Below are 21,391 nucleotides of genomic sequence, written 5' to 3' on the forward strand. Positions count from 1 at the left end.
CACGGGAGGATCCGTCACGGGAGGATCCGTCACGGGAGGATCCGTCACGGGAGGATCCGTCACGGGAGGATCCGTCACGGGAGGATCCGTCACGGGAGGATCCGTCACGGGAGGATCCGTCACGGGCGGTTCCGGCGAAGGAGTCGGGTCCGGGATGGGCCCCTGAGTGGGACCCGCCGGCGGGAAGGGAACCGGCGGCGTGGGGTCGACCGGGCTCGTGCCCGGCTTCTGGACAGCACCGGGAGGGGTTGCCACAGAGGAGGATGGAGCCGGTGCCGGGCTGTTCCCCAACGGGGTACCGTCGGTCGACTCCCGGCGGGTCTTCGCTCCCTCGCCTGCAGCACCCGGGGCTTTGCTCGTGGCTCGTCTCGTGCTGTCGGGCGAGCTGAAAGAACCAGCCTCTGCGCTCTTCGCCTCACCCGCTGCCGTTGGTTCCGCGACCAGGATTCCTGCACGGGCCAGGAAGTTCGAACCGTCATCAGGCGCGACGACGGGCCCGAGCATCCCTTCGATCCCTTCTGCCTCCGCAGGAGTGGTAGCGCCCTCCGTCCCCTCACCGGGCACGGGCTCCTCGGCGGCCTCTGCCCGTGGGTCGCCCGCTAGCGCCGAGAGGGCTGCCAGTGGATTGGGAGAATTGGTGGCTGATGCAGTCGCGATGCCCAGCAACGCCACTGCTGCGGCGATGGCCCCTGCGCGCAGTCCGAGCCGCCTGTTCGACGTCATGGCCGCCGGTCCGTGGCGCGGCTCAGGAACCCTGGACGGTAGCCCGAATCCGGCTGCATTGATGCCCGGGATTGCCCTGTCGAGTCCGGGCGGACCGCCGGAGGTGACACCCTGGGAAGCAGTTCCGGCAGCAGGAGCTGCCTCCTGGTCCGGGGCGTCCTCCAGGGCGGCTGTCGCGAAGGCCGCACCGAGCGCAACCGACGCCTTGGGGTCCAGATCGACGGCGAGCGGTCGGTCGAATTCGACGGACAGGAGCTGTGCGACCAAAGGAATCCGCGACGATCCGCCGACCAGCAGGATCGCGGTCAGGTCCTCCGCGCTGACCTGCGCGCTCTCGAGGGCTGCATGCAGAGTGTCGATCGTCTCGGCGAGGGCGGGTTCGATCATCGCCTCGAACTCCGACCGCACCAGGCGTACGGAGGAGTGGGTTCCGGGAACCATCACGGAGACGGTCGCCTCGGAGTCCGATGACAGCGCCTCCTTGGCTTCCGCGCACTCCCTGCGCAGGCGATTGAGTGCCGTGACGACGTCTGGATCGGCCGGATCCAGGTCCGCGGTGGGGATTTTCGCGCTGTCGAGGACGTGGTGGAAGATCTCCTGGTCGAAGTCCGCCCCGCCGAGGCGTTCGAGCCCCTGGGGAACCCCGAGGACGCTGAACGAGTCCGCGTCGGACTTCCGTACGACCGTCGCGTCGAACGTGCCGCCGCCCAGGTCATAGACAGCAAGGGTGCTGCCGCCGGCGACGTGCTCGCGCGAGGCGTACGAGAGCGCGGCCGCCTCGGGCTCGGTCATCAGGACGACGTCGCCGATGCCCGCCTCGCCCAGTGCCCGCGTCAGGCGGGAGGTCCTGTGCCCACCCCAGCTCGCTGGATGTGTCAGGGTGACCACCTCGGGACGTTCGCCCTCCCGTTCGGCGGCCACCTCCACCACCCACGTGACCACGGCGGCGAAGAGTTCTTCAGGCCGGACCTCCCTGCCACCCACGATCAACGGGACGTCGTCGCCCATCCGCCGCTTGAATTCCCGGGCGACGCATTCCGGCTGCGAGAGTCCCCGGCGTTCTGCGGCCTCACCGACCAGCCGGGTGCCGTCCTCCCCGAGAAAGACGACCGTCGGTATCGATGCGGACCGGCTCCCCAGCGGCAGGATCTGTGGCGTGTCCGGCCCGGAGGTGCCGGCACGGACGACAGCAGCGGCCGTGAAGATGGTTCCTACATCGATCCCGAGACCGTAGCTCATAGATTCCCCACGTCATGCTCGTCATTGACCATTCCTCCCCAGCTAACAGGACAGCATGGAGCAAGACGAGAGTGGTGTCGCGCGCCCCCCTACTTGTCTTCCGCGAAGGACTACCTGATTCACGCAGCGGTGATTGGCACAAGTAATTCCGAGCATTTGCACAGGTTCCACTGTTTCTTGCAAGGCTGGTCCCGGAACTGTAGAGGCCCATCCGCGACCTTGGCTAGCCTCAGGTGAACTGGCCCGCGGAGCGCGGGAAGGTCTCTCCAGAAAGATGAGCATGTTCCCCTCCCCTATGCTGCGCACCGTCGGTGCCCGCACCGCAGCAGGCGCAGCCGTCGCCGCCATCGCTGCTTTTTTTCTCGCCGCCCCCGCCGTCGCGGCGACGCCTCCCGTCCTCGCCGACGGCGCGGTCCTCGCCAACAGCGTCCAGGCCGACGGCGTCTTCTCGACGACCGTCGCCGCCGCCGCCGGTTCCACGGTGAAGTTCAAGCTGGACGGGATCTACATCGGTCAGGACGCGAAGGCACCGTACACCTGGCCCGTGACCACCGGAGCCGGAGCGCATAAGCTCAACGCCCGGTGGGAAACGCCCGCCGGACGTCAGGAAGTCACCGTGTCCTTCACCGTAGCCGCCCGGCCGCCCGCCAAACCGACCCCCGTCGAGGCTCCCGCACCTGCGCCGGCGCCCGTACCCGCGCCCGCCGGCGTCGTGCAGGTCTCGACCGCGGCCGCCCTGAAGTCCGCGCTCGCCACCGCCCGGCCCGGCCAGGTCATCGAACTGCGTGACGGGCGCTATCTCGGTGGCTTCACGGCGTCGTCCTCGGGCACGGCGTCCGCTCCGATCACGCTGCGCGGATCCCGTAATGCAGTGCTCTCCACGGGCTCGATGTCCTCGGGCTACGGCCTGCACGTCACGGGCTCGAACTGGCGCATCACCGGCATCTCGGTCGCCTCGTCGGCCAAGGGCATCGTCCTCGACGGCTCGAGGAACACGGTGATCAGCGGCGTGGACGTCGGCACGATCGGCGCGGAAGCAGTGCACTTCCGCTCCGGCAGCAGCGACGGCGCCATCCTCAACTCCTTCATCCACGACACGGGCCTCCGGCAGCCCGAGTACGGCGAGGGGATCTACGTGGGCAGCGCCGCGAGCAACTGGGTCGGCGCGGTCCCCGACCGCTCGGACCGCATCTCGGTGCGCGGCAACCGCATCACCAACACCGCCGCGGAGGGTGTCGACGTCAAGGAGGGCACCACCGGCGGCGTGATCGCCGGCAACGTCTTCACGAACTCGGGCACGTCGGGTGCGAACTTCGCGGACTCCTGGGTCGATGTGAAGGGCAACGGCTACCGGGTGGAGGGCAACTCAGGACTCGGCACCAAGCTCGACGCCTTTCAGGTGCACGCGGTCTCCGCGGGCTGGGGCACCCGCAACGTCTTCACGGGCAACACGGTGCAGGGCGGCGTCCCCGGCTACGAGGTGTGGGTCCAGTCGGCCTCGCTCGGGACCACGGTCACGTGCAAGCCGAGCGGTGCCGCGCGCGGCCTGACCAACATCGCCTGCCGCTAGCCGCAGGTCCGGACGACGGCAGGGGCCGGGTGGTACATCCCACCCGGCCCCTGCCGTTCCCGCCGCTCCGTGCCTAGAGCGCGAGGGTCGGCGTCTCGTCACGGACGTCGCTGGCCAGTTCCACCGTCGCAGCCTGGGCCGGGCGGCCGAGTGCCCGGTACTGCCAGCCCTTCGACGTGTAGTCATTGGCGTTCAGGGCGTGCCGGCCGTCCAGGATCCGGCGGTGGCTGACCAGGGCGCCGAGAGTGTCGGGATCGGCGTTCCTGAACTCGGACCATTCGGTGAGCAGGGCGACGACGTCGGCCTTGTCCACGGCCTCGGTCATCGAGTCCACATAGTTGAGGTCCGGGTAGGCGCGGTGCGCGTTGGCGTTGGCCTCCGGGTCGTAGACCGTGACGATCGCTCCCTCGAGGTAGAGCAGCCGTGCCACATCAAGGGCCGGGGCGTCGCGGACGTCGTCGGAGTTGGGCTTGAAGGCGGCACCCAGGGCGGCCACGCGGACCCCGGCGAGGTTCCCGCCGGCGAGCTCGCGGATCAGATCGACGGTGCGCACGCGACGACGGTTGTTGATCGAATCGACCTCACCGAGGAAGCTCACGGCCTGTCCGACCCCGAGTTCCTCGGCGCGGTGCTTGAACGCCCGGATGTCCTTGGGGAGGCAGCCGCCGCCGAACCCGAGACCCGGCTTCAGGAAGCGTCCGCCGATCCGGTCGTCCAGGCTCAGGGCCTTGGCGAGGTGGTTGACGTCCGCCCCCGTGGCCTCGCAGATCTCCGCCATCGCGTTGATGAAGGAGATTTTGGTGGCGAGGAAGGAGTTCGCCGCGACCTTGACGAGCTCGGAGGTCGCCAGGTCGGCGACGATTACGGGCGTGTCCAGATCGAGGATGGGCTTGAACACCTGGCGGAGCTGCTCCTCGGCCCATGCGGAGCCGACGCCGAAGACGAGGCGGTCGGGGTAGAGCGTGTCCTGCACGGCGAACCCCTCACGGAGGAACTCCGGGTTCCAGGCGACCTCGAGCTCGGTGCCGAGCGGGGAGATGGACTGGACCAGTGAGGTGATGCGCGCGGCGGTGCCGATGGGCACCGTGGACTTGCCGACGAGCAGGGCCTTCCGGTCGATCCGCGCGGCCAGCGCGGTGAACGCGGCGTCGACGTACTTCAGGTCGGCGGCTGAGGAGTTGGGGGCCTGCGGAGTCCCGACGCAGACGAAGTGCACGTCACCGAAGGACGCTGCCTCGTCGAAGTCAGTGGTGAAACGCAGACGGCCGGAGTCCAGCGCCTCGCGGAGCTTCTCCGGGAGGCCCGGTTCGAAGAAGGGCACCGTGCCGGCGGCGAGCATGTCGACCTTGCGCTGGTCGACGTCGAGGCCGAGGACGTCGAAGCCCATGATCGCCATGCAGACGGCGTGGGTGGCCCCGAGGTAACCGGTGCCGATGACGGTCACCCGGGGTAGTGGCTGGTTGCTCTCCTGCGAAATGCTCATCGTTGGTCCTCTTTCTGGGTAAGGGGTATCGCGGATCGTCGGACGGAAGTCGTTGCGCTGATCGCGGGGGTTGGTCTGGTCAGCCGGAGGTGCAGGGTTCGTTCGACAGGCCTTCTCCGGCATCGGAGGCCGTGTTGCTGCATTCGACGACGTTGTCGCGCACGGGCTTCAACGAGTACCCGACTCCGGGTCCGTTGACCTGGGCGACGTTGTCGCGGAAGACGTTCTCGGTGCCCCAGCCGTCCACGATCTCGTGGGTCTGAAACCCGTCCTGGGGCGAGTCGGCGCCCGTGTTCCCGGCGATCACCCAGCCTCGGCCCTTGACGTCCACCCAGGAGTCGGCCTCGATGATCGCGGAGCCGTCGAAGCTGTTGGCCTGCAGGACACCGTCGGAGGTGCCCTCCTTGATGTCGACGTTCTCGGACGTGGTGCCGGAGATCGTGTTCCCGGTGATCTCGTTGCGGTCGCTGCGGTCGGGCTCGCAGTTACTGATGTCGCACCAGTTGCTCTCAGCGGTGCCGATGTAGATGCCCTCACCGAACTTGGGCTTGCGCAGGCCGGTGTTGCTGATGGTGTTCCCGATGACCCGGTTGTCGGTGCTGAACTTCCGCAGGTGAATTGCCTCGTCGCCGGTGGTGGTGACGGTGAGCCCGGAGATCACGGTGTTGGTGCTCTGGTCCACCATCACCCCCTTCTGGCCGTTGCGGACGGTGAATCCCTGCAGCACCCAGTAGGAGGAGTCCTCCAGATGGAACACGTAGCCGTCGTCGGTGGTGCCGCCGTCGAGGATGCTTTCCGCGTTGCCGCAGAGCATGATGGGCTGCTCGGCCGTTCCTGCCGCGGCCGCCGTGAAGTTGCCCGTGTACACCCCGGCACCGAGGCCGATCACGTCACCGGGCTGGGCCGCGTCGAGCGCGTTCTCGAGATCCGTCGAGTTCGCCACCCGCACCGTCGGCTCGGGGCACTCGACCGGTGTCGCCACCGGTCCGGGCGCCGGTCCGGGCGCCGGTTCGGCCTCCTGGCTGTTCTGCTGCCGGGGCTCCTGCTCGTCGCGCGCAGCGCCCCTGCCGTCCGTCCGGTTCAGGCCCACCACCACGACGACGGCTGCCACCACGAGGGCGAGCACTGCTAGGACGAGGGCGATCATCCCTCCGCGGCGCGTCACTGGGCCTTCCGGACGTCGTCGATGCGGACGATTCCTCGGCTGAGGGCCGTGAGGGGCACCCGTTCCTCGTAGGGGTTGCGGATGGTCCGCACCCGCAGGTGGCGCTTGCGGGTGAAGGCGGTGGCCACGAGCAGCGCGCCGAGCAGCAGCCAGATGAAGGTCAGCGGCTGGAAGACGGAGGTCATCACGCTGTGCAGGGTGGGGGCGGGATGCCAGTTCAGCAGCTCGTTCTCCTCCACCACCGCGCCAGTCGACCTCTCGTCCCAGATGGCGACGGTCCCGTAGCCGCCGACATCGTTGCCGGCGACCCGGGTGTCGGGCACGTTGCCGACCAGGGAGATACCGTGTCCGGACAGCGACGTCATGGTGTTCCGCGTGATCGTCGCGGTCGCGTCGCGGACATAGACCCCGGTGTCACCGCCGGAGATGGTGTTCCTTCGGATGTCGGCATGCGCCCCCGCCTCCCGGACGGCGATGCCCTGCTGGTGCTGGTCCCGGAACTCGTTGTCGATGATGCTCACGCCTTCCGCTGCGTAGTTCACGACGACGCCGACCTCGTTGCCCCGGATGGTGTTCCCGGTCACCCGCAGGTTGTTGCCGCCGCTGACCTCGACGCCGTAGCGCCCGTTGTCGGCGACCGTGCTCTTCACGACGCGGTTTCCTCCGTAGGTGACCACGGCCGTCCCCACGGCATTCGGGCCGTCCGCGAGCGGCTGGCCGTCGAGCGAGATGCCGTTGCGGCCGTTGTCGCTCGCCGTCACGTCCTTGAGCTGGACACGGGTGCTCGAGCGCCCCACGGTGATGCCGTCCACGGCGTTGTCCGACGACGTCGTGCCGGTGATCGTCGCGTCGGTGACGGAGCGGTGCAGCACGAGGCCGTCCACCAGGCTGCCGCTGATGGTGGTGTCGCGGATGGCGACGTCGCGGGCGTTCGTGACGAACAGGCCGAACGCGTTGTCGCGGACGGTCAGGTTGTCGATCCCCGCCGTCACCACGCTGTAGTCGAGGTCCGTCTGGTCGGCGAGGGACTTCAGGTCCGCTTCCGGCAGCAGGCGGGCGCCGGCGGGCGCCACCGGTTCGGCCGTCACGGGAGCATCCTGGAAGGTGCCGGCCGTGTCCGTGCCGGTCAGGGCGAGGCCACCCGTGTTGCCGCTCCAGAATCCGAGGGAGGACACGCTGGCGTGCGAGAACGAGGCGTGGCCGCCGATCATGCGGACGTAGGCGCGCCCGTCGGAGGTATCCGTGTCGGCTCCCGCGCCGTTCCAGCTCGTGATCTCCACATCGGACTCCTCGGTCCCTGCGACCGCGAGCGAGCCGCCGAGCGCGACGATGGACACGAAGGCGTCCTTGTTGCTCTGCAGGCGCACGGTGATCCCCTCTCCCCCGCTGATGGACAGGGTGGCGCCGGGTAGCACCACGATGTTCTCGGTCAGCATGAAGGTCGAGGACGCCAGTTCCTTGAAGGTGTCCGGGGCGAGCTTCAGCAGGTCCGCCGTGGTGTACGGCGCGGTGCGGGCCGGCAGGACGAGGGTGTTGGTGGCTCCGGTGTGGAGACGGTACGGCCCCTCGAGGCCGTCGACGCGCCACCGGGCGGCGGAGGCGATGGTCCGCACGTACACGAGGCGCTCCTCCTCGCTCTGCACGATGCGGGCCTCGCTGCGGGGGTCGCCGGTATACAGCTCGCCCTGCACGTTGCCGTTGGCTGCGATCTCGTTACGCCCGACGGCGTCGGCCTCTGCTTTCTTCCAGAGGTTGCCCGCAGCGATGAAACCCGCTCCCACGAGCGCGATGAACACGAGGGCGAGGATGCTGAGGAGGATCGGTTTCCTGCCGGTCATGCCACGGCCTCCCGTTCGTCCTGGGCGGTACCCTGCGCGGCGTCGGTCTTCGACTCGAGGCTTACGGCATCCTGGCCGTCGCCGCCGATCTGGTGCGCGTGGCGGGTGAGCCAGCCCTGCTTGTTCATGGTGGCGAACGCATAGAGCTTGATGGGCAGTGCCACCAGGATCACCGCGAAGGCGAGGACGGGCAGGATCAGGATGTCCCGAGGATGGCGCCGGAGGTGGGAGATACCGCGGACGCCGCGGCCGAGGAGCAGCCAGCACAGCGCGGCGGCGATACCCAGCGCCGTGAAGTCCAGCCGGTTGAAGATGAGGTAGAACATCGTCAGGCCCATGGTGACCGGCGTCAGGAGGATCTGCAGGACGGTGACCTTGGTGATGAAGGGCACCCGCCACAGCCAGCCGGTGCCGATCGCCGTCAGGTAGCAGCGGTAGGAGTTGCGGCTCCACCGGACGCGCTGCTTGACGAAGGCCCGGAAGCTGGCGGGGAACATCGAGAGGGCGCGTGCCGACGACTGGTGCACGGTCTTGTACCCCGAGGCGAGGACCAGCCAGGTGAGGCGGCCGTCGTCACCCGAGATGCAGCGCTTGCCGAGGAAGTACTCGTTCTCGAGGTGCTCGAGGACGGGCAGGACGGCGGAGCGGCGGTAGACGGCAGTCCTGCCGGAGATGCAGGGGACCGCGCCGGCCGCGCCCATCGCCGGCACGTAATCGAGGTAGCGCAGGTTCACGAGCCAGTCGGCGACACGGCGCCAGACGCTCGTGTCCCGCTTGTAGACGGTCTGGTGGGTGCCCACCGCGCCCACGAGCGGGTCGACGAACGGCATCTGCACATTCCGCAGCAGCTCCGGCTGCCACCAGGTGTCCGAGTCGGTGAGCACCAGGATCTCGTACTGCGCGAGGCGGATGCCGACGCCGAGTGCGGAGCGCTTGCCGACGTGGTGGAACAGGATCGGCTTGACCGTCGGGTCCTGCAGCGCCTCGATCCTGGCGTAGGCGTCGAGGTCCTCGACGTCGAGGACGATGATGATCTCGTCCGGCTTCTGCGCACGCCACGACTCGAGGGCACTCATCAGGATGTCGGGGTCCTCGTGGAAGGACGGAACCACGACGGACGTGGTGGCCCGGTGGTCCGTCACGATGGCCTTGGCCCGGTGGGACAGGATGAACCGGTAGAGCCAGAGGCCCCACACGATCGCCCCGGCGACGGCGACCGGGAAGTAGGGGGAGACCTCGGCCCAGAACGCGCTGACGTCGGTCCAGTCCAGGTCGGCCGTCCAGGCGGACCACAGGGCGTCGAGGGCGGGCCCGGCATCGGGGGCGGAGGCAGGCAGGATCGGGTGCATCGATGTCCTTCATCGGGAGGAAGCGGCTGGTGGACTGCACGTCAGCGGGCATGGTGCGCCCGACCGTTCCTCCGCGATCGGACTGCGGAGCTGGCAAGCGCTGGGTCACCGGAAGATCGTCAGTAACCTTCTGAACCGACATTAGGGGTGCCATTGATGAACGCGAACACCTGAAAATTCCGGGCTTCTACTTGGTACCAGGGCGTTGGCCACTCACGGTCGGGGCGGGTTTGCGGGTATTGACTCCCGACCGGAGAGAGGGCCATCGAGGCCCGGAGACGCTGTTCCGGTGCGCTTCCTACCCCTCTGACGTGGACTTTTGTTGCCCTGGCGTCTCACTGGAGCGCCGAGCCCGGCTGCGTCACCCGCCGGACGGGCACCTCTTGGGTGCACTACGGGTGTGCCGAACGAACGATCAGCTTTTATGCGCCATGTCACACAGAGTTTTAACAGCCCGACTCCCGGGCAAAATGTTCCCGAAACATGCCGTTAACATTCGGACCAGGTCCGGAGGGACCCTCACCGGTCGGAGAGAGCCGCTCGAAGGGCGTCGCGTGAGGCGTCGCTGCTGTCAATGCGCCAGTCGGACTCCTTCCGGTAGTCGAACCAGATGAACGCCAGGACGTCGGGCTGCGCCGCGAGGTAGGCCACCAGCCCTTCCGCCCACTCCGCTTTCGATCCGCCCAATTCCGTCGAGGCCGTCTCGCCGATCATGATGGGGACACCCGGAGCCAGTTGACGCAGCTGGCGCAGTCCCTCCGCGAAGAGCTCCCGCGGGGTGTGCCACGCCTCGTTCTCCCGTGTGGTGCCCCAGTTGTAGGCGTCCAGCGCCACGACGTCGACGTACCCGTCCCCGGGGTAGAAGGCCTTCAGCGGCAGGGAGTCGCAGGTCGGCGCCTCGGGATTCCAGACCCATGAGACGTTGGTTGCGCCGGCGTCGGCGAACAGGTCATGCACGTGGCGCCACGCGTCGACGTAGTCGGCAGGCTCATTGCCGTTGGTACCGGCTCCCCAGGGATACCAGGGGTAGTTCATCTCGTGCGCCAAGCGGAGAAGGACGGGCTTGCCGTAGGCACGCAGGGCACCGGCCCACTGCTGCAGGTACGCGTCGTGGTGACCGGCCGTGATGGTGCCCAGCGCGAAACGCGTCTGGTCCGGGCCCGTTGCGGGATCCCAGGGTTCCCAGGTCACGACGGGTGTGGCGCCCCGGGCGGCGACTGCCTCCAGACCGGCCCAGGGCACGGGCTCGGTGAAGTTCGAGTAGGCCATGATCAGGGACGGGCTCTCGCCGAGGGCGGTGGCGACCTCGTCCCACTGCCCCGGCGAACCGAACCCGCCCTCCGTCGCGATTCCGAAGGCGGGACGCTTTCCGCTGATGGCCGGAAGACCGGCGGGCCCCGGACCGCTGGAGGCAGGCAGGGAGCCGACCGCCGATGGTCGGCTGTCCGCGTTCCCGCACACCTCCTCCTGGCCGTCGTCCGACCCGCTCCCCTGCCCGCCCTGCTGCCCGCCCTGCTGTCCGGCCAGGAACAGGACGACGGCCAGGCAGGCGATGAGCACCGCAGCCACGACCAGGACAGCCCTCCGTATTCCCGTGGTCCCGCCCGTCGCCGCCGGCATGGGCCCTACTCCCCCAGGACCTCTGCGGTTTCCATCCACTGGGCCTCGAGGTCCTCGATCTCCGCCTGCAGCTCCTGCAGGCGGAGGTTGAGGCCGGCGATGTGCTCGAAGTCGGCGTCCGGCTTCGCGCCGGCGTCGTTCATCTGCTCCTGCAGCTTGCCCTTCTGCGCGTCGACCTTGGTGATCTGCCGTTCGATCCGGGCGAGGTCCTTGCGGGCCTGCCGCAGCTCCGCCTCGGAGGAGCTCCCCGTGGATCCGCCGCTGATGGCGGGTGAGGCGGCGCTCCCGGTGGCCGTCAGCGGACCTGCCGCCTTGCGCAGCTCGAGGTACTGGTCCACGCCGCCGGGCAGGTCCCGCAGCCTGCCGTCGCCGAGGAGCGCCATCTGGCTGTCGGTCACACGCTCCAGCAGGTAGCGGTCGTGGGAGACCACCACGAGGGTTCCCGGCCAGCCGTCCAGGACGTCCTCGATCGCGGACAGGGTGTCCGTGTCGAGGTCGTTGGTCGGCTCGTCGAGCATCAGCACGTTGGGCTCGCCGACGAGCAGCCGGAGCAACTGCAGGCGCCGTCGCTCACCGCCGGAGAGCTCGCTGACCCGCGTCCACTGCTTCTCGTTCGTGAAGCCGAGCTGCTCCACCAGCTGGCTCGCGGACACTTCCTTGCCGCCGACCGCGAAGACGCGCTTCTCGGATTCGATGACCTCGATGACCCGGCTGTTGCTCACGTCGTCGAGCTCGCGCACCTCCTGCGACAGCACGGCGGTCTGGACGGTCTTGCCCTTCTTCACCTTGCCGGCCGAGGGCTTCACCTCGCCGTTGAGGAGCCGCAGCAGGGTCGTCTTCCCGGATCCGTTGACCCCGACGAGCCCGAGGCGCTGGCCCGGCGCCAGCCTCAGCGTGATCTTGTCGAACAGCTGCCGGTCCTCGCCGTCGTCGAGGGTCAGGCTCACGTCCTCGAGGTCCAGGACGTCCTTGCCGAGCCGGGACATGGCCATCTTGCTGAGGGCGAGGGAGTCCCGCGGCTCGGGGACGTCAGCAATGAGCTCGTTGGCCGCTTCGATGCGGAACTTCGGCTTGGCGGTCCGGGCCGGAGCACCACGGCGCAGCCACGCGAGCTCCTTCTTGACGAGCTGCACGCGCTTGGACTCGACGACGGAGGCCATCCGGTCCCGCTCGGCGCGCGCGAGGACGTAGGCGGCATAGCCGCCGTCGAAGTCGTCGACCATGGCGTCGTGGACTTCCCACGTGTGGTTGCAGATCTCGTCGAGGAACCAGCGGTCGTGGGTGACGACGAGCAGGCCGCCCTCGGTGGCACGCCAGCGCTGCTTGAGGTGGGTGGCCAGCCAGGCCACGCCCTCGACGTCGAGGTGGTTGGTGGGCTCGTCGAGCATGATGACGTCGTCGTCGCCGATGAGGAGCTTGGCGAGGGCCACGCGCCGCTTCTGCCCGCCGGAGAGGGAGGACACCCTGGCGTGCCAGTCGACCTCGGAGACGAGGCCGCCCATCACGTCGCGGATCTTGGGATTCGAGGCCCACTCGTGGTCCGCCTGGTCGCCGACGATCGCCTGGCCCACCTCGAGGTCGCCGTCGAGCACGTCCGACTGGTCGAGGTAGCCCACGGAGACATCGCGCCGCTTGGTGACGCGGCCGGAATCGGGTGTGCTCCGCTGGGCGAGCAGGCGCATGAGGGTGGACTTGCCGTCGCCGTTGCGGCCGACCATGCCGATGCGGTCGCCGTCCTCGAGGCCGAGGGACACGTTGTCCAGGATGGTGCGGGTGACGAAGGCGACGCTGAGGTTTTCCGCGCCGAGGAGGTGTGCCAAGGAGATGCTGCTTTCGGTTGGAACGGGCGTCAGCCCGCGAAGTCTGGAGTGATCCGAGCCCCGTGCGCCGGGCCGTGCACGGACGCCGCCTGCAGTCCCTCGGACTCGAGGAGGGCCTCCAGCTCGGCGGCGTGGCCGGAGCTCTGGGTCAGGAAGGCGATGGTGGGACCGGAACCGGACACGATGCCGGCCAGTGCACCGGTGGCCTTTCCCCTGTCAAGGATATCGCCCAATGCCGGCGCGAGTTCGAGCGAGGCCTGCTGGAGGTCGTTGTGCAGCAGCGGGGCGAGGCCGAGCGCGTCCCCGGCGCGCATGGCGCCGAGGATCGCAGGGTCGATGGAGGGCTGGGGATCGGCGTCCACGCCGTCGCGCAGGCGGATCTCGTCGAGGGTGCGGTAGACCTCCGGCGTGGACAGCCCGTACTCGGAGGTCACCAGGACCCAGTGCAGGGGCGTCTTCGAGATGGCCGGGGTCAGCTGGTCGCCCACGCCCAGTCCGACGGCGGTGCCCCCGACGAGCGCGAACGGCACGTCGGCTCCCAGGTCGACGGCGATCTTGGCCAGCTCGTCCCGGGAGAAGCCGCTGCCCCAGAGGGCGTCGCAGGCCAGCAGGGCCGCGGCGGCGTCCGCCGAGCCGCCGCCCATCCCACCGGAGATGGGCACGCGCTTCGTGATGTCGAGGTGCACGCCGGTCCGGCCCGGGCTGACGTCGGCGAGGAGCTCGGCGGCACGCACCGCGAGGTTGGTCCTGTCGAGCGGGATGGAATCGGCGGGCAGGTTGAGCGTGCCCTGCCCGTTCACCGTCACACTGATGCCGCTGCCTGCGACCTCGGTGGCGGTGACCTCCTCGTAGAGGGACACCGCGAGGAACACGCTGGCGATCCCGTGGTAGCCGTCCTCGCGGGGCGGGCCGACCTTGAGGGTGACGTTGATCTTCCCGGGAGCCTTCACGCGCACCGAGCGCGCGCCGGAGCGGATGTCGACTGTTCTGCCCGAGACCATACCCACCAACCTAGCCCACCGGCTCAGATCACGCCGGGCCGATCCCCTGCTTCCGCCCGGGCTTCCGCGATGCGAGCGAAGGCGCCGATGTCGAGGACTTCGCCGCGGGCCGTGGGGTCCACCCCGGCGGCACGCAGGGCCTGCTCCGCGAGAACCGGGCTGCCGGCCCAGCCGGCGAGCGCCGCGCGCAGGGTCTTCCTCCGCTGGGCGAAGGCCGCGTCGATGACGGCGAAGACCTGCTCGCGGGTCGCGGTGGTGGCCGGGGGTTCCCTGCGGGTGAAACGGACCAGGCCCGAAGCGATTTTCGGCGCCGGCCAGAACACGTTCATGCCGACCACCCCGGCCTTGGCCATGCTCGAGTACCACGCCGCCTTGACGGACGGGACGCCGTAGGTCTTCGACCCCGGAGGAGCCGCGAGCCGGTCGGCCACCTCGTCCTGCACCATGACGAGGCCGTGGCGGAGGGAGGGGAACCGCTCGAGGAGGTTGAGGACCACCGGGACGGCGACGTTGTAGGGCAGGTTCGCCACGAGCGACGTGGGCTGGTGCGGCAGCTCCGTCACACGCAGGGCATCCTGGAGGACGACGTCGAGCGCGGCTGCTCGTTCCGGCCGCCACTGGGCGATCGTACCGGGCAGCTTGGCGGCCAGGACGGGATCGATCTCGACGGCGACGACGCGCTCGGCCGCGTCGAGCAGGCCGAGGGTCAGGGAACCGAGTCCGGGCCCCACCTCCAGGACGGTCTCGTCCGTCCCGAGGTTCGCGGCGGCGACGATCCTGCGGATGGTGTTGCCGTCGATCACGAAGTTCTGCCCGAGGGTCTTGGTGGGCCGGATGTCCACCTCGGCCGCCAGGCGCCGGATGTCTGCGGCTCCGAAGAGGGGGGCGGGCTGTCCGGCGTCAGGGGGCGTGGTCACCCGATCATCGTATCCGTCCCGCTGGTGCGCTCCGCCGCGGCCGGCGTTCTGCGACACCTCAGTCGCGAGTCGGCGGCGCACGTCTGGGAACCCTGGTCTCAGGAGGGCTCCCGGCGCCGCCGACTCGCTGGGGCAGCTTCCCTGCTGGGGGAGGAAACCGCCGGTGCACTGCCGTCCTCCGGTCTCAGGGGAAGGACGGCGGGAGGTGTCTTCCGACCACACGGGGTGGCGGGCGGACAGTGCTTCCTCCTCGAGAAACACTACGGAGAAGTCCCTGCCCCGGCACGAGTGCCGTCCACCCGACTTCGCCGGCCGGGCACTCGGATGGCCTCGGGAAATTACTCGCCGGGTTCAGTCCCAGCTGCCGTAGACGGCCTCCGTGTTCGCCGTCAGCCGGGCGCAGAGGGAGTCGAGGTCCGCTTCGAGGATTCCGGCCATGGCCCGCACCGTGTAGGGGACCAGGTAGGAGGCGTTGGGGCGGCCCCGGTGGGGGTGCGGAGTCAGGAACGGCGCATCGGTCTCCGTCAGCACGAGGGCGGGGTCGGCGACGTGCAGCGCCTCCCTCAGGTTCCCGGCATTCCGGAAGGTCACGGTTCCCGCGAAGGACATGTACCAGCCGTGCTCGTTGCAGGTACGTGCCAGGTCCGCGTCTCCCGAGAAGCAGTGCAGCACCACGCGCTCCGGGGCGCCGTCGGCGAGGAGCGTGGCCACCACGTCATCGTGCGCCTCGCGGTCGTGGATCTGCAGTGCCTTGCCCAGTCGCTTCGCGATGTCGATGTGGCTGCGGAAGGACCGGAGCTGGCCGCCCCGGCCCTCCTCGCCGGTGCGGAAGTAGTCGAGGCCCGTCTCCCCCAGCGCACGGATGCGCGGACCGGCGGCGAGCTGCTCGATCTCGGCGAGCGCGTCGTCGAGGGTGCCCGCCTCCTCGAGGAGCGGTGCGTCGTTGGGGTGCAGGGCGACGGCTCCGAGGAGTCTCGCGTCCTGTCCGACGACGTCGGCGGTGAAGCGCGAGGAGGCCAGGTCGGTGCCCACCTGGACCGCTCCCCTGACCCCGGCAGCCTCGGCGGCGTCCAGGGCCTGCCGGATCGACACCTCGACCGGCCCCTCCCGGAAGTCGAAGTGCGTGTGGTTGTCGATGACGGGAACGGGCAACGGTTCAGGCAGCGGCGGGTACCCGCCCTTCCGTCGTCGCCGCTCGGCCGGTGCTCCGTCTGCTGTGTCTGCCGTGTCCGTGCCGTCCGTGCCGTCCGGCTCCCGGTAGGCCGGCGGGGTCTCCCCCGCGGCGTAGGGGTGGGGGGCGTGGGCTGCACTGTTACACATGGTTCAAGCCTAGCCAGCACGCGGAACTTATCTCCCGGGGAGCAAGTTGAGCTAGTAATCTGTTCGAACAGTCGGCCCTGCCCGCCCAGCCCCGAGCCGGACGGGCAGCGGCCGTTCCCTGCGTGCCGATGAACACGGTCCTCCGGCCGACGTCTGCCGCCGCAGCCGCACATGGAAGGCGCCCATGGACGTCCAGCACAACATCGCCGAATCTCCTGCGGATCCCCGGTTGGCGGCACCAGCGGATCCGGGCGTCCCCGGCGCGACCTTCCACGACATCAGCGCCCGCATCCTCCACACCATCGAGACGGTCATCGACGGCAAGCCCGAAGCGGCGCGCCTCGCGCTCACCGTGCTGCTGGCCCAGGGCCACCTGCTCCTCGAGGACGTACCCGGCGTCGGCAAGACCCTGCTCGCCAAGTCGCTCGCCCGCACGATCGACTGCACGGTCAACCGCATCCAGTTCACGCCCGACCTGCTGCCCTCCGACGTCACCGGGGTGTCGATCTTCAACCAGGATTCCCGGCGCTTCGAATTCCGGCCGGGCCCTGTCTTCGCGAACATCGTCATCGGCGACGAGATCAACCGGGCGTCGGCCAAGACCCAGTCCTCGCTCCTCGAATGCATGGAGGAGCACCAGGTGACCGTGGACGGGCACACCCACACGCTCGGCGAACCGTTCATGGTGGTCGCCACGCAGAATCCGATCGAGATGGAGGGGACCTATCCCCTGCCCGAGGCGCAGCGCGACCGTTTCATGGCCCGGATCTCCATGGGCTACCCCGATGCGGACGCGGAAGCCGCGATGCTCGAGACCCACCAGTCCGTCTCCCCGCTCGAGGCGATCCGCCCCGTGGCGAGCGTGGCGGACATCGCCGGCATGATGCGGCAGGTGCGCGGGGTGTACGTCTCGCCGGCCGTCAAGGACTACACCGTGGCGATCGGGCGCGCCACCCGCGAGCACCCGCGCCTGCGGCTGGGCGCTAGCCCCCGGTCGCTGCTGCAGCTCCTGCGGGCCGCGAAGGCCGGAGCAGCACTTGAGGGCCGCGATTTCGTCCTTCCCGATGACATCGCGGCCACCGCCGACGCCGTCCTCGCCCACCGGCTCCTGCTGGACCGCAAGGCCACCAGCGCCGGTGACACCGCGTCGGGCATCGTGCACGACGTCCTCTCACGGGTCCCGGTGGCCCGCGGGGTGCACCGGCGATGACGCCGCCCTCCCCCTACCTTTCCTAGCCTCGGATACCTGATGGCCCTCCTGGACAAGCTCCCCTCGCGGATCCTGACCGTGCGCGGCTGGGGCTTCATCCTCACCGCCGTCGTGGCGCTGCTGTTCGCACAGGTCCTGGGCCGGCGCGACCTCCTGTACGTGGGCGTGCTGCTCCTGGCGCTGCCGCTGGCCTCGCTCATCGTGCTGAGGCTCGTCAAGCCCCGGTTCACGGTGGCCCGCCGCTTCCAGCCGCAGTCCATGGAGATCGGCTCGACGACGACGGTCACGCTCTCCCTCTCTGCCGCGGTCACAGGAGGTGCGAGCGTCTCGATGGAGGAGCAACTGCCCGCCCGCTTCGGCCAGGCACCCCAGTTCACCTACCCCTCGCGCAATCCCCGGAACGGCGTCTCCCTCTACGAGTACAGGATCCGCTCCACCTCGCGCGGGGTCTACGACATCGGCCCGGTCACCGCGGAGTTCACCGACCCGTTCGGACTGGGAAAGTCGCGGCACGTGCTCGGCGGGACGGATGCCCTCGTGGTCACCCCGGCTCCCGTCGAGCTGCTGGTCTCCGCGCTCTCGGGGTCCCGCGGCAACGACGGCATGGCGACCACCCACCGCCAGGCGAACCCGAGCGACGACGACGTCATGACGCGTGAGTACCGGCACGGTGACTCGCTGCGGCGCGTCCACTGGGCTGCAACGGCACGCCACAGCGAACTCATGGTGCGGCAGGAGGAATCCGTGACCACCCCGCAGGCCACCCTGCTGATGGACCAGCGGCACCACAGCTTCAGTACGGGCTTCAGCGCGGCCTTCGGCAGCGACGGGGGCGGCGGCAACGGCCTCTCCAGCTCTCCGACCTTCGAATGGGCTGTCACCGCGGTCATGTCCATCAGCGCCCACCTGCTGGAGCGCAACTATGCCCTGCGGTTCCTCGACCACCACGGTGCCCCCGCGCTGCTGCACTCGTCGTCCGCGCCGTTCCCTGCCGACGAGGAGCACCAGGGACCCGGTGCCGTCGCCGGGATCGCAGAGGGTCTTGCGGCCCTCGAACTCGCTCCGGAGACGGGGCGCCGCCCCCAGACCGAGGAGCACGGAAGCACCGTGATCCGGGCCGGCGAGGCGGCCCGGGCTGCCGCACGCCGCATCCGCCGTACGGCGGCCGAGACGTCCCAGGGGGCGTCCCACGCGGCCTTCGGGGACGACCTGCTCGACAAGCTGGTCGCAACCCGGCACCGCGGACCCCTCATCGCCGTCCTCGGCCTCATCACCCTGGACGAGGCACGGGCACTCGCGTCCGCGTCCGACTACGGATCGGCGTCGTACGCCATCATCTCGTCCGAGAGGCCCGCCGATTCGCAGCGGCAGCTCGACATCCTGCGGGACGCCGGCTGGCATGCAGCCGCCGCATCCCCCGCAGCGGACCTGCCCGCGGTCTGGGCAGGGCTCGAACACGCGGTCGGCCGGGTACCCGCCCCCTCCGCCACTTCCCCCGGCACGGTCCCGGCCCGCTCGCCGCACCGCGCCCACCCTTCCCGAGACACTTCGCACGGAGGACCGGCATGACCTCGACACTCTCCCGTTCGGCACCCGCCCCCGCGCCGGTGCCCCCCACGCCGACCCGGCCGGCCTCCGCCGCCGATCCCTGGCACTGGTCCGTCACGGGCGCCTCCCTCCTCGCCGTGCTCGCCGCGGCGACGAGCCTCGACGGAGTCGTGGAACCGGGGACGTGGCTCCTGCCCGTGGTCCGCACACTCGTCCCCGTGCTGTTGGCGATGGCGCTGACGCGGGCACTCCGCCTGAGCGGCGTGCTGGCACCCCTCGCGGGTGTGCTCGCGCTCGTCGGCACCCTCACGGCCCAGTTCTTCCCGCGGCAGAGCATCCTCGGCGTCGTGCCGGGCCCGGGCACCTCGCTGCAGCTCCAGCGCCTCCTCGCCCAGGCCGAGGAGACGGTCGTCTCCCAGGTGGCTCCGGTGCTGCCCGGCCCCGGGATCTTCCTCATCACGTGCTCAGCCCTGGGGCTCATCGCCATCATCGTGGATCTCTTCGCGGTGACGATGCGCATGCCGGCCGCGAGCGGCCTGGGGCTCCTCACCGTCATGGTCGCGCCGGCCATCGTGAAGCCGAACGGCGTCGGGATGTTCGCCTTTCTCGCCACCGTCGTGGCCTACCTGCTGCTCCTCGCCGTGGCGCAGTGGCGCGAGAACCGGCTCGCATCGGGCGGCGCGCGGGCGTCCTCGGGGTTCGCGGGCCGGAGCATGATCATCGGCGCGGCGGCCCTCGCCGTGACCGTGGTCCTGCCGCTGTTCGTCCCCGGCTTCAACTCCGGCGCCTTCCCCCAGGGAGCGCGCCTGAACGTGTGGGGCACCGCCACCGGACTGAATCCCGCCGTGACGCTCGGCAACGACCTCCGCAATCCCACAGGCTTCGGACGGATCGCCTACTCGACCAATTCGGACAACCCCCTGTACCTCCGCGCGGTCACCATCGAGGACTTCAGCGGCAGGCGGTGGGAGCCCGAACAGCGGAACGGGGACCGCGAACAGGGCATCACCGATCTCGAGGCGGAAGAGGGCGCGCCCGCCATCCCACCCGAGGCACAGACCGTCTTCACCCGCGTCACCACGCAGAGTTACGCGAGCCCCTGGCTCCTGGCACCCTATTCGCCGGTCGGCGTCTCGAACGTCCGGGGGACCTGGGCCTGGGATCCGGCCAACCTGACCATCCTCGCCACGGACGGAGGCTCGACGGCGCGCCAGCGGTATCTCGTGGAGAGCCGTTCGGCGGAGCTGACGCGCGACGGGCTCGGCGCCATCCGGCCCTCGGACCCCGACGCGGTCGCGGAGATCTTCACTCGGCTGCCGGACGACACCCCGGACATCGTGCGCACCACGGCCGAGGAGGTCGCCGGCGACTTCGTGAATCCCTACGACAAGGCGCTCGCGATCCAGAACTTCCTCCGCGGACGGGACTTCACCTACTCGGTGGAAGCACCAGTGGACGGCGGGTACGACGGCAGCGGCCTGGACGTGATGGCCCGGTTCCTCGAGTCGAAGTCCGGGTACTGCGTGCATTACGCGGGGACCATGGCCGTCATGGCCCGCGCGGCGGGGATCCCCAGCCGCGTCGCCATCGGCTACACACCGGGCAGCCCCACGGGCAACACGGAGGAGGGCCCCGAGGGAACGGAGCTGCGCGAATTCGTCGTCGACTCCCGCAACGCCCACGCGTGGCCGGAGCTGTACTTCGAGGGCGTGGGATGGGTCCAGTTCGAACCGACCCCGTCGCGCGGCGTCGTTCCCACCTACGCCCAGCAGGCGTTCGCGCCGGTCGGTCCCCGCGCCGACGACACCGACTCGCTCAATCCCGGCGGCCTTCCCGACGTGACCGGGCAGTCAGGATCGACGGCCGAGGGGTCGGACGCCGCCGACGCCGCCGGAGCGAACGGGCCCTCCGACGAGGCGCGGCCCGTTGATGGCCTGCTCGCCGTCACGGGCATCGCACTGCTCGCATTCCTGCCGTTCCTCGCCCGCACGGCCAGGACGCGGTCGCGCCGACGGGCCGTGGCCGGAACCGACGCCCTCGCGGGCACGAACGGGGCGGCGACCGCGGCCTGGGCCGAGACCACGGAGATCGCGGGCGACTACGGCTACCCGCTCCAGCCCACGGATACGCCGCGCACCTTCGCCGGCCGCCTCGCCCGCGACGCCGCCCTGGCAGCAGAACCGGCGACGTCCCTCGCACGGCTGAGGACGGCCTACGAGTTCGAGGAGTACGCCGGGCAGGGCGCGGAAACCCGGGTCCCCCGGGTTTCTTCCGGGGGCATCCGGCCGCCGGCGACCTCGGCACGGCCCACGGCGATCCCCCGGTGGGACGACGTCGACACCCTCACCAGTGCGCTCCGCAGCGGCAGTTCCCGGCGCACCAGGATCCGGGCGCGGCTGTTCCCACAGTCACTCCTCAACCGCTTCCGCAGCAGCGCCCGCCGCTGAGGAACGTACCGAGAAGTACCTGGCCAAGCCCCGGAAGAACCGGCGGCGTCGTCGTCCATGGACGACGCCGCCGGTCCGGGTTCCATTCGGTCAGGGCGCAGCCGACATCCTGACCGGGCACCACGCCGTCATTCGGAGGAA

14 protein-coding genes are annotated in these 21,391 nt (G+C 69.9%); 4 read left to right on the top strand and 10 right to left on the bottom strand.

Annotated elements, in window-relative coordinates:
* Positions 1 to 1,962, bottom strand: a 1,962-nt coding sequence (locus ACX80H_RS11095; RefSeq protein ID WP_459313421.1) for an Hsp70 family protein, incomplete at its 3' end; no start/stop codon positions are given.
* 280 nt (positions 1,963 to 2,242) lie between these two features.
* Between ACX80H_RS11095 and ACX80H_RS11100 the strand changes: the two genes are divergently transcribed.
* Positions 2,243 to 3,532 (top strand): right-handed parallel beta-helix repeat-containing protein, encoded by a 1,290-nt coding sequence (locus ACX80H_RS11100; RefSeq protein ID WP_459313422.1) that lies wholly within the window; start codon positions 2,243 to 2,245, stop codon positions 3,530 to 3,532.
* Positions 3,533 to 3,605: 73 nt separating this feature from the next.
* Here the strand turns inward: ACX80H_RS11100 and ACX80H_RS11105 are convergent, their stop codons facing one another.
* The 9 genes from ACX80H_RS11105 to ACX80H_RS11145 form a co-directional block, all read right to left on the bottom strand.
* The gene (locus ACX80H_RS11105) at positions 3,606 to 5,015 is read right to left on the bottom strand and encodes a UDP-glucose dehydrogenase family protein (RefSeq protein WP_459313423.1); all 1,410 of its coding nucleotides are present in this window, start codon (positions 5,013 to 5,015) and stop codon (positions 3,606 to 3,608) included.
* Positions 5,016 to 5,094: 79 nt separating this feature from the next.
* The gene (locus ACX80H_RS11110; RefSeq protein WP_459313424.1) at positions 5,095 to 6,180 is read right to left on the bottom strand and encodes a right-handed parallel beta-helix repeat-containing protein; all 1,086 of its coding nucleotides are present in this window, start codon (positions 6,178 to 6,180) and stop codon (positions 5,095 to 5,097) included.
* A complete protein-coding gene (locus ACX80H_RS11115) occupies positions 6,177 to 8,018 on the bottom strand; it encodes a right-handed parallel beta-helix repeat-containing protein (protein ID WP_459313425.1) in 1,842 nt (613 codons plus the stop codon). Before ACX80H_RS11115 ends, ACX80H_RS11110 begins: the two co-directional genes overlap by 4 nt.
* Positions 8,015 to 9,367 carry a glycosyltransferase gene (locus ACX80H_RS11120; RefSeq protein WP_459313426.1) on the bottom strand — a complete coding sequence of 451 codons (1,353 nt, stop codon included), beginning with the start codon at positions 9,365 to 9,367 and terminating at the stop codon, positions 8,015 to 8,017. The genes ACX80H_RS11115 and ACX80H_RS11120 overlap by 4 nt, the downstream gene beginning before the upstream one ends.
* Before the next feature lie 519 nt (positions 9,368 to 9,886).
* Positions 9,887 to 10,987, bottom strand: coding sequence for a glycoside hydrolase family 26 protein (locus ACX80H_RS11125; RefSeq protein WP_459313427.1), 1,101 nt, complete (start codon positions 10,985 to 10,987; stop codon positions 9,887 to 9,889).
* A gap of 5 nt (positions 10,988 to 10,992) precedes the next feature.
* Positions 10,993 to 12,807 carry an ABC-F family ATP-binding cassette domain-containing protein gene (locus ACX80H_RS11130; protein ID WP_459313428.1) on the bottom strand — a complete coding sequence of 605 codons (1,815 nt, stop codon included), beginning with the start codon at positions 12,805 to 12,807 and terminating at the stop codon, positions 10,993 to 10,995.
* Between the two features lie 29 nt (positions 12,808 to 12,836).
* Positions 12,837 to 13,808 carry a 4-(cytidine 5'-diphospho)-2-C-methyl-D-erythritol kinase gene (locus tag ACX80H_RS11135; protein ID WP_459313429.1) on the bottom strand — a complete coding sequence of 324 codons (972 nt, stop codon included), beginning with the start codon at positions 13,806 to 13,808 and terminating at the stop codon, positions 12,837 to 12,839.
* A 23-nt stretch (positions 13,809 to 13,831) separates the two neighbouring features.
* Positions 13,832 to 14,725, bottom strand: a complete 894-nt coding sequence (gene rsmA / locus ACX80H_RS11140) for a 16S rRNA (adenine(1518)-N(6)/adenine(1519)-N(6))-dimethyltransferase RsmA (protein WP_459313430.1) — start codon at positions 14,723 to 14,725, stop codon at positions 13,832 to 13,834.
* Positions 14,726 to 15,076: 351 nt separating this feature from the next.
* Positions 15,077 to 16,045, bottom strand: coding sequence for a TatD family hydrolase (locus ACX80H_RS11145; protein WP_459313431.1), 969 nt, complete (start codon positions 16,043 to 16,045; stop codon positions 15,077 to 15,079).
* 184 nt (positions 16,046 to 16,229) lie between these two features.
* On the opposite strand from ACX80H_RS11145, the gene ACX80H_RS11150 reads away from it, so the two are divergent.
* From ACX80H_RS11150 to ACX80H_RS11160, 3 genes are read left to right on the top strand one after another with little or no spacing between them, the layout of a single operon-like run.
* Positions 16,230 to 17,255: an AAA family ATPase gene (locus ACX80H_RS11150; protein ID WP_459313432.1), complete on the top strand. Its 1,026-nt coding sequence runs from the start codon at positions 16,230 to 16,232 to the stop codon at positions 17,253 to 17,255.
* A 39-nt stretch (positions 17,256 to 17,294) separates the two neighbouring features.
* Positions 17,295 to 18,824: a DUF58 domain-containing protein gene (locus ACX80H_RS11155; protein WP_459313433.1), complete on the top strand. Its 1,530-nt coding sequence runs from the start codon at positions 17,295 to 17,297 to the stop codon at positions 18,822 to 18,824.
* Positions 18,821 to 21,250 carry a transglutaminase TgpA family protein gene (locus tag ACX80H_RS11160; RefSeq protein ID WP_459313434.1) on the top strand — a complete coding sequence of 810 codons (2,430 nt, stop codon included), beginning with the start codon at positions 18,821 to 18,823 and terminating at the stop codon, positions 21,248 to 21,250. Before ACX80H_RS11155 ends, ACX80H_RS11160 begins: the two co-directional genes overlap by 4 nt.
* The last annotated feature ends 141 nt before the right edge of the window (positions 21,251 to 21,391 follow it).

The sequence above is a fragment of the Arthrobacter pasteuri genome (assembly GCF_054510955.1).

Bases quoted from the DNA above. Each gene is read 5' to 3' on its own strand.
- ACX80H_RS11135 (WP_459313429.1), bottom strand. From the start codon at position 13,808: ATGGTCTCGGGCAGAACAGTCGACATCCGCTCCGGCGCGCGCTCGGTG.
- ACX80H_RS11100 (WP_459313422.1), top strand. From the start codon at position 2,243: ATGTTCCCCTCCCCTATGCTGCGCACCGTCGGTGCCCGCACCGCAGCA.
- ACX80H_RS11145 (WP_459313431.1), bottom strand. From the start codon at position 16,045: ATGTGTAACAGTGCAGCCCACGCCCCCCACCCCTACGCCGCGGGGGAG.
- ACX80H_RS11125 (WP_459313427.1), bottom strand. From the start codon at position 10,987: ATGCCGGCGGCGACGGGCGGGACCACGGGAATACGGAGGGCTGTCCTG.
- ACX80H_RS11160 (WP_459313434.1), top strand. From the start codon at position 18,821: ATGACCTCGACACTCTCCCGTTCGGCACCCGCCCCCGCGCCGGTGCCC.
- ACX80H_RS11115 (WP_459313425.1), bottom strand. From the start codon at position 8,018: ATGACCGGCAGGAAACCGATCCTCCTCAGCATCCTCGCCCTCGTGTTC.
- ACX80H_RS11155 (WP_459313433.1), top strand. From the start codon at position 17,295: ATGGCCCTCCTGGACAAGCTCCCCTCGCGGATCCTGACCGTGCGCGGC.
- ACX80H_RS11150 (WP_459313432.1), top strand. From the start codon at position 16,230: ATGGACGTCCAGCACAACATCGCCGAATCTCCTGCGGATCCCCGGTTG.
- ACX80H_RS11120 (WP_459313426.1), bottom strand. From the start codon at position 9,367: ATGCACCCGATCCTGCCTGCCTCCGCCCCCGATGCCGGGCCCGCCCTC.
- ACX80H_RS11105 (WP_459313423.1), bottom strand. From the start codon at position 5,015: ATGAGCATTTCGCAGGAGAGCAACCAGCCACTACCCCGGGTGACCGTC.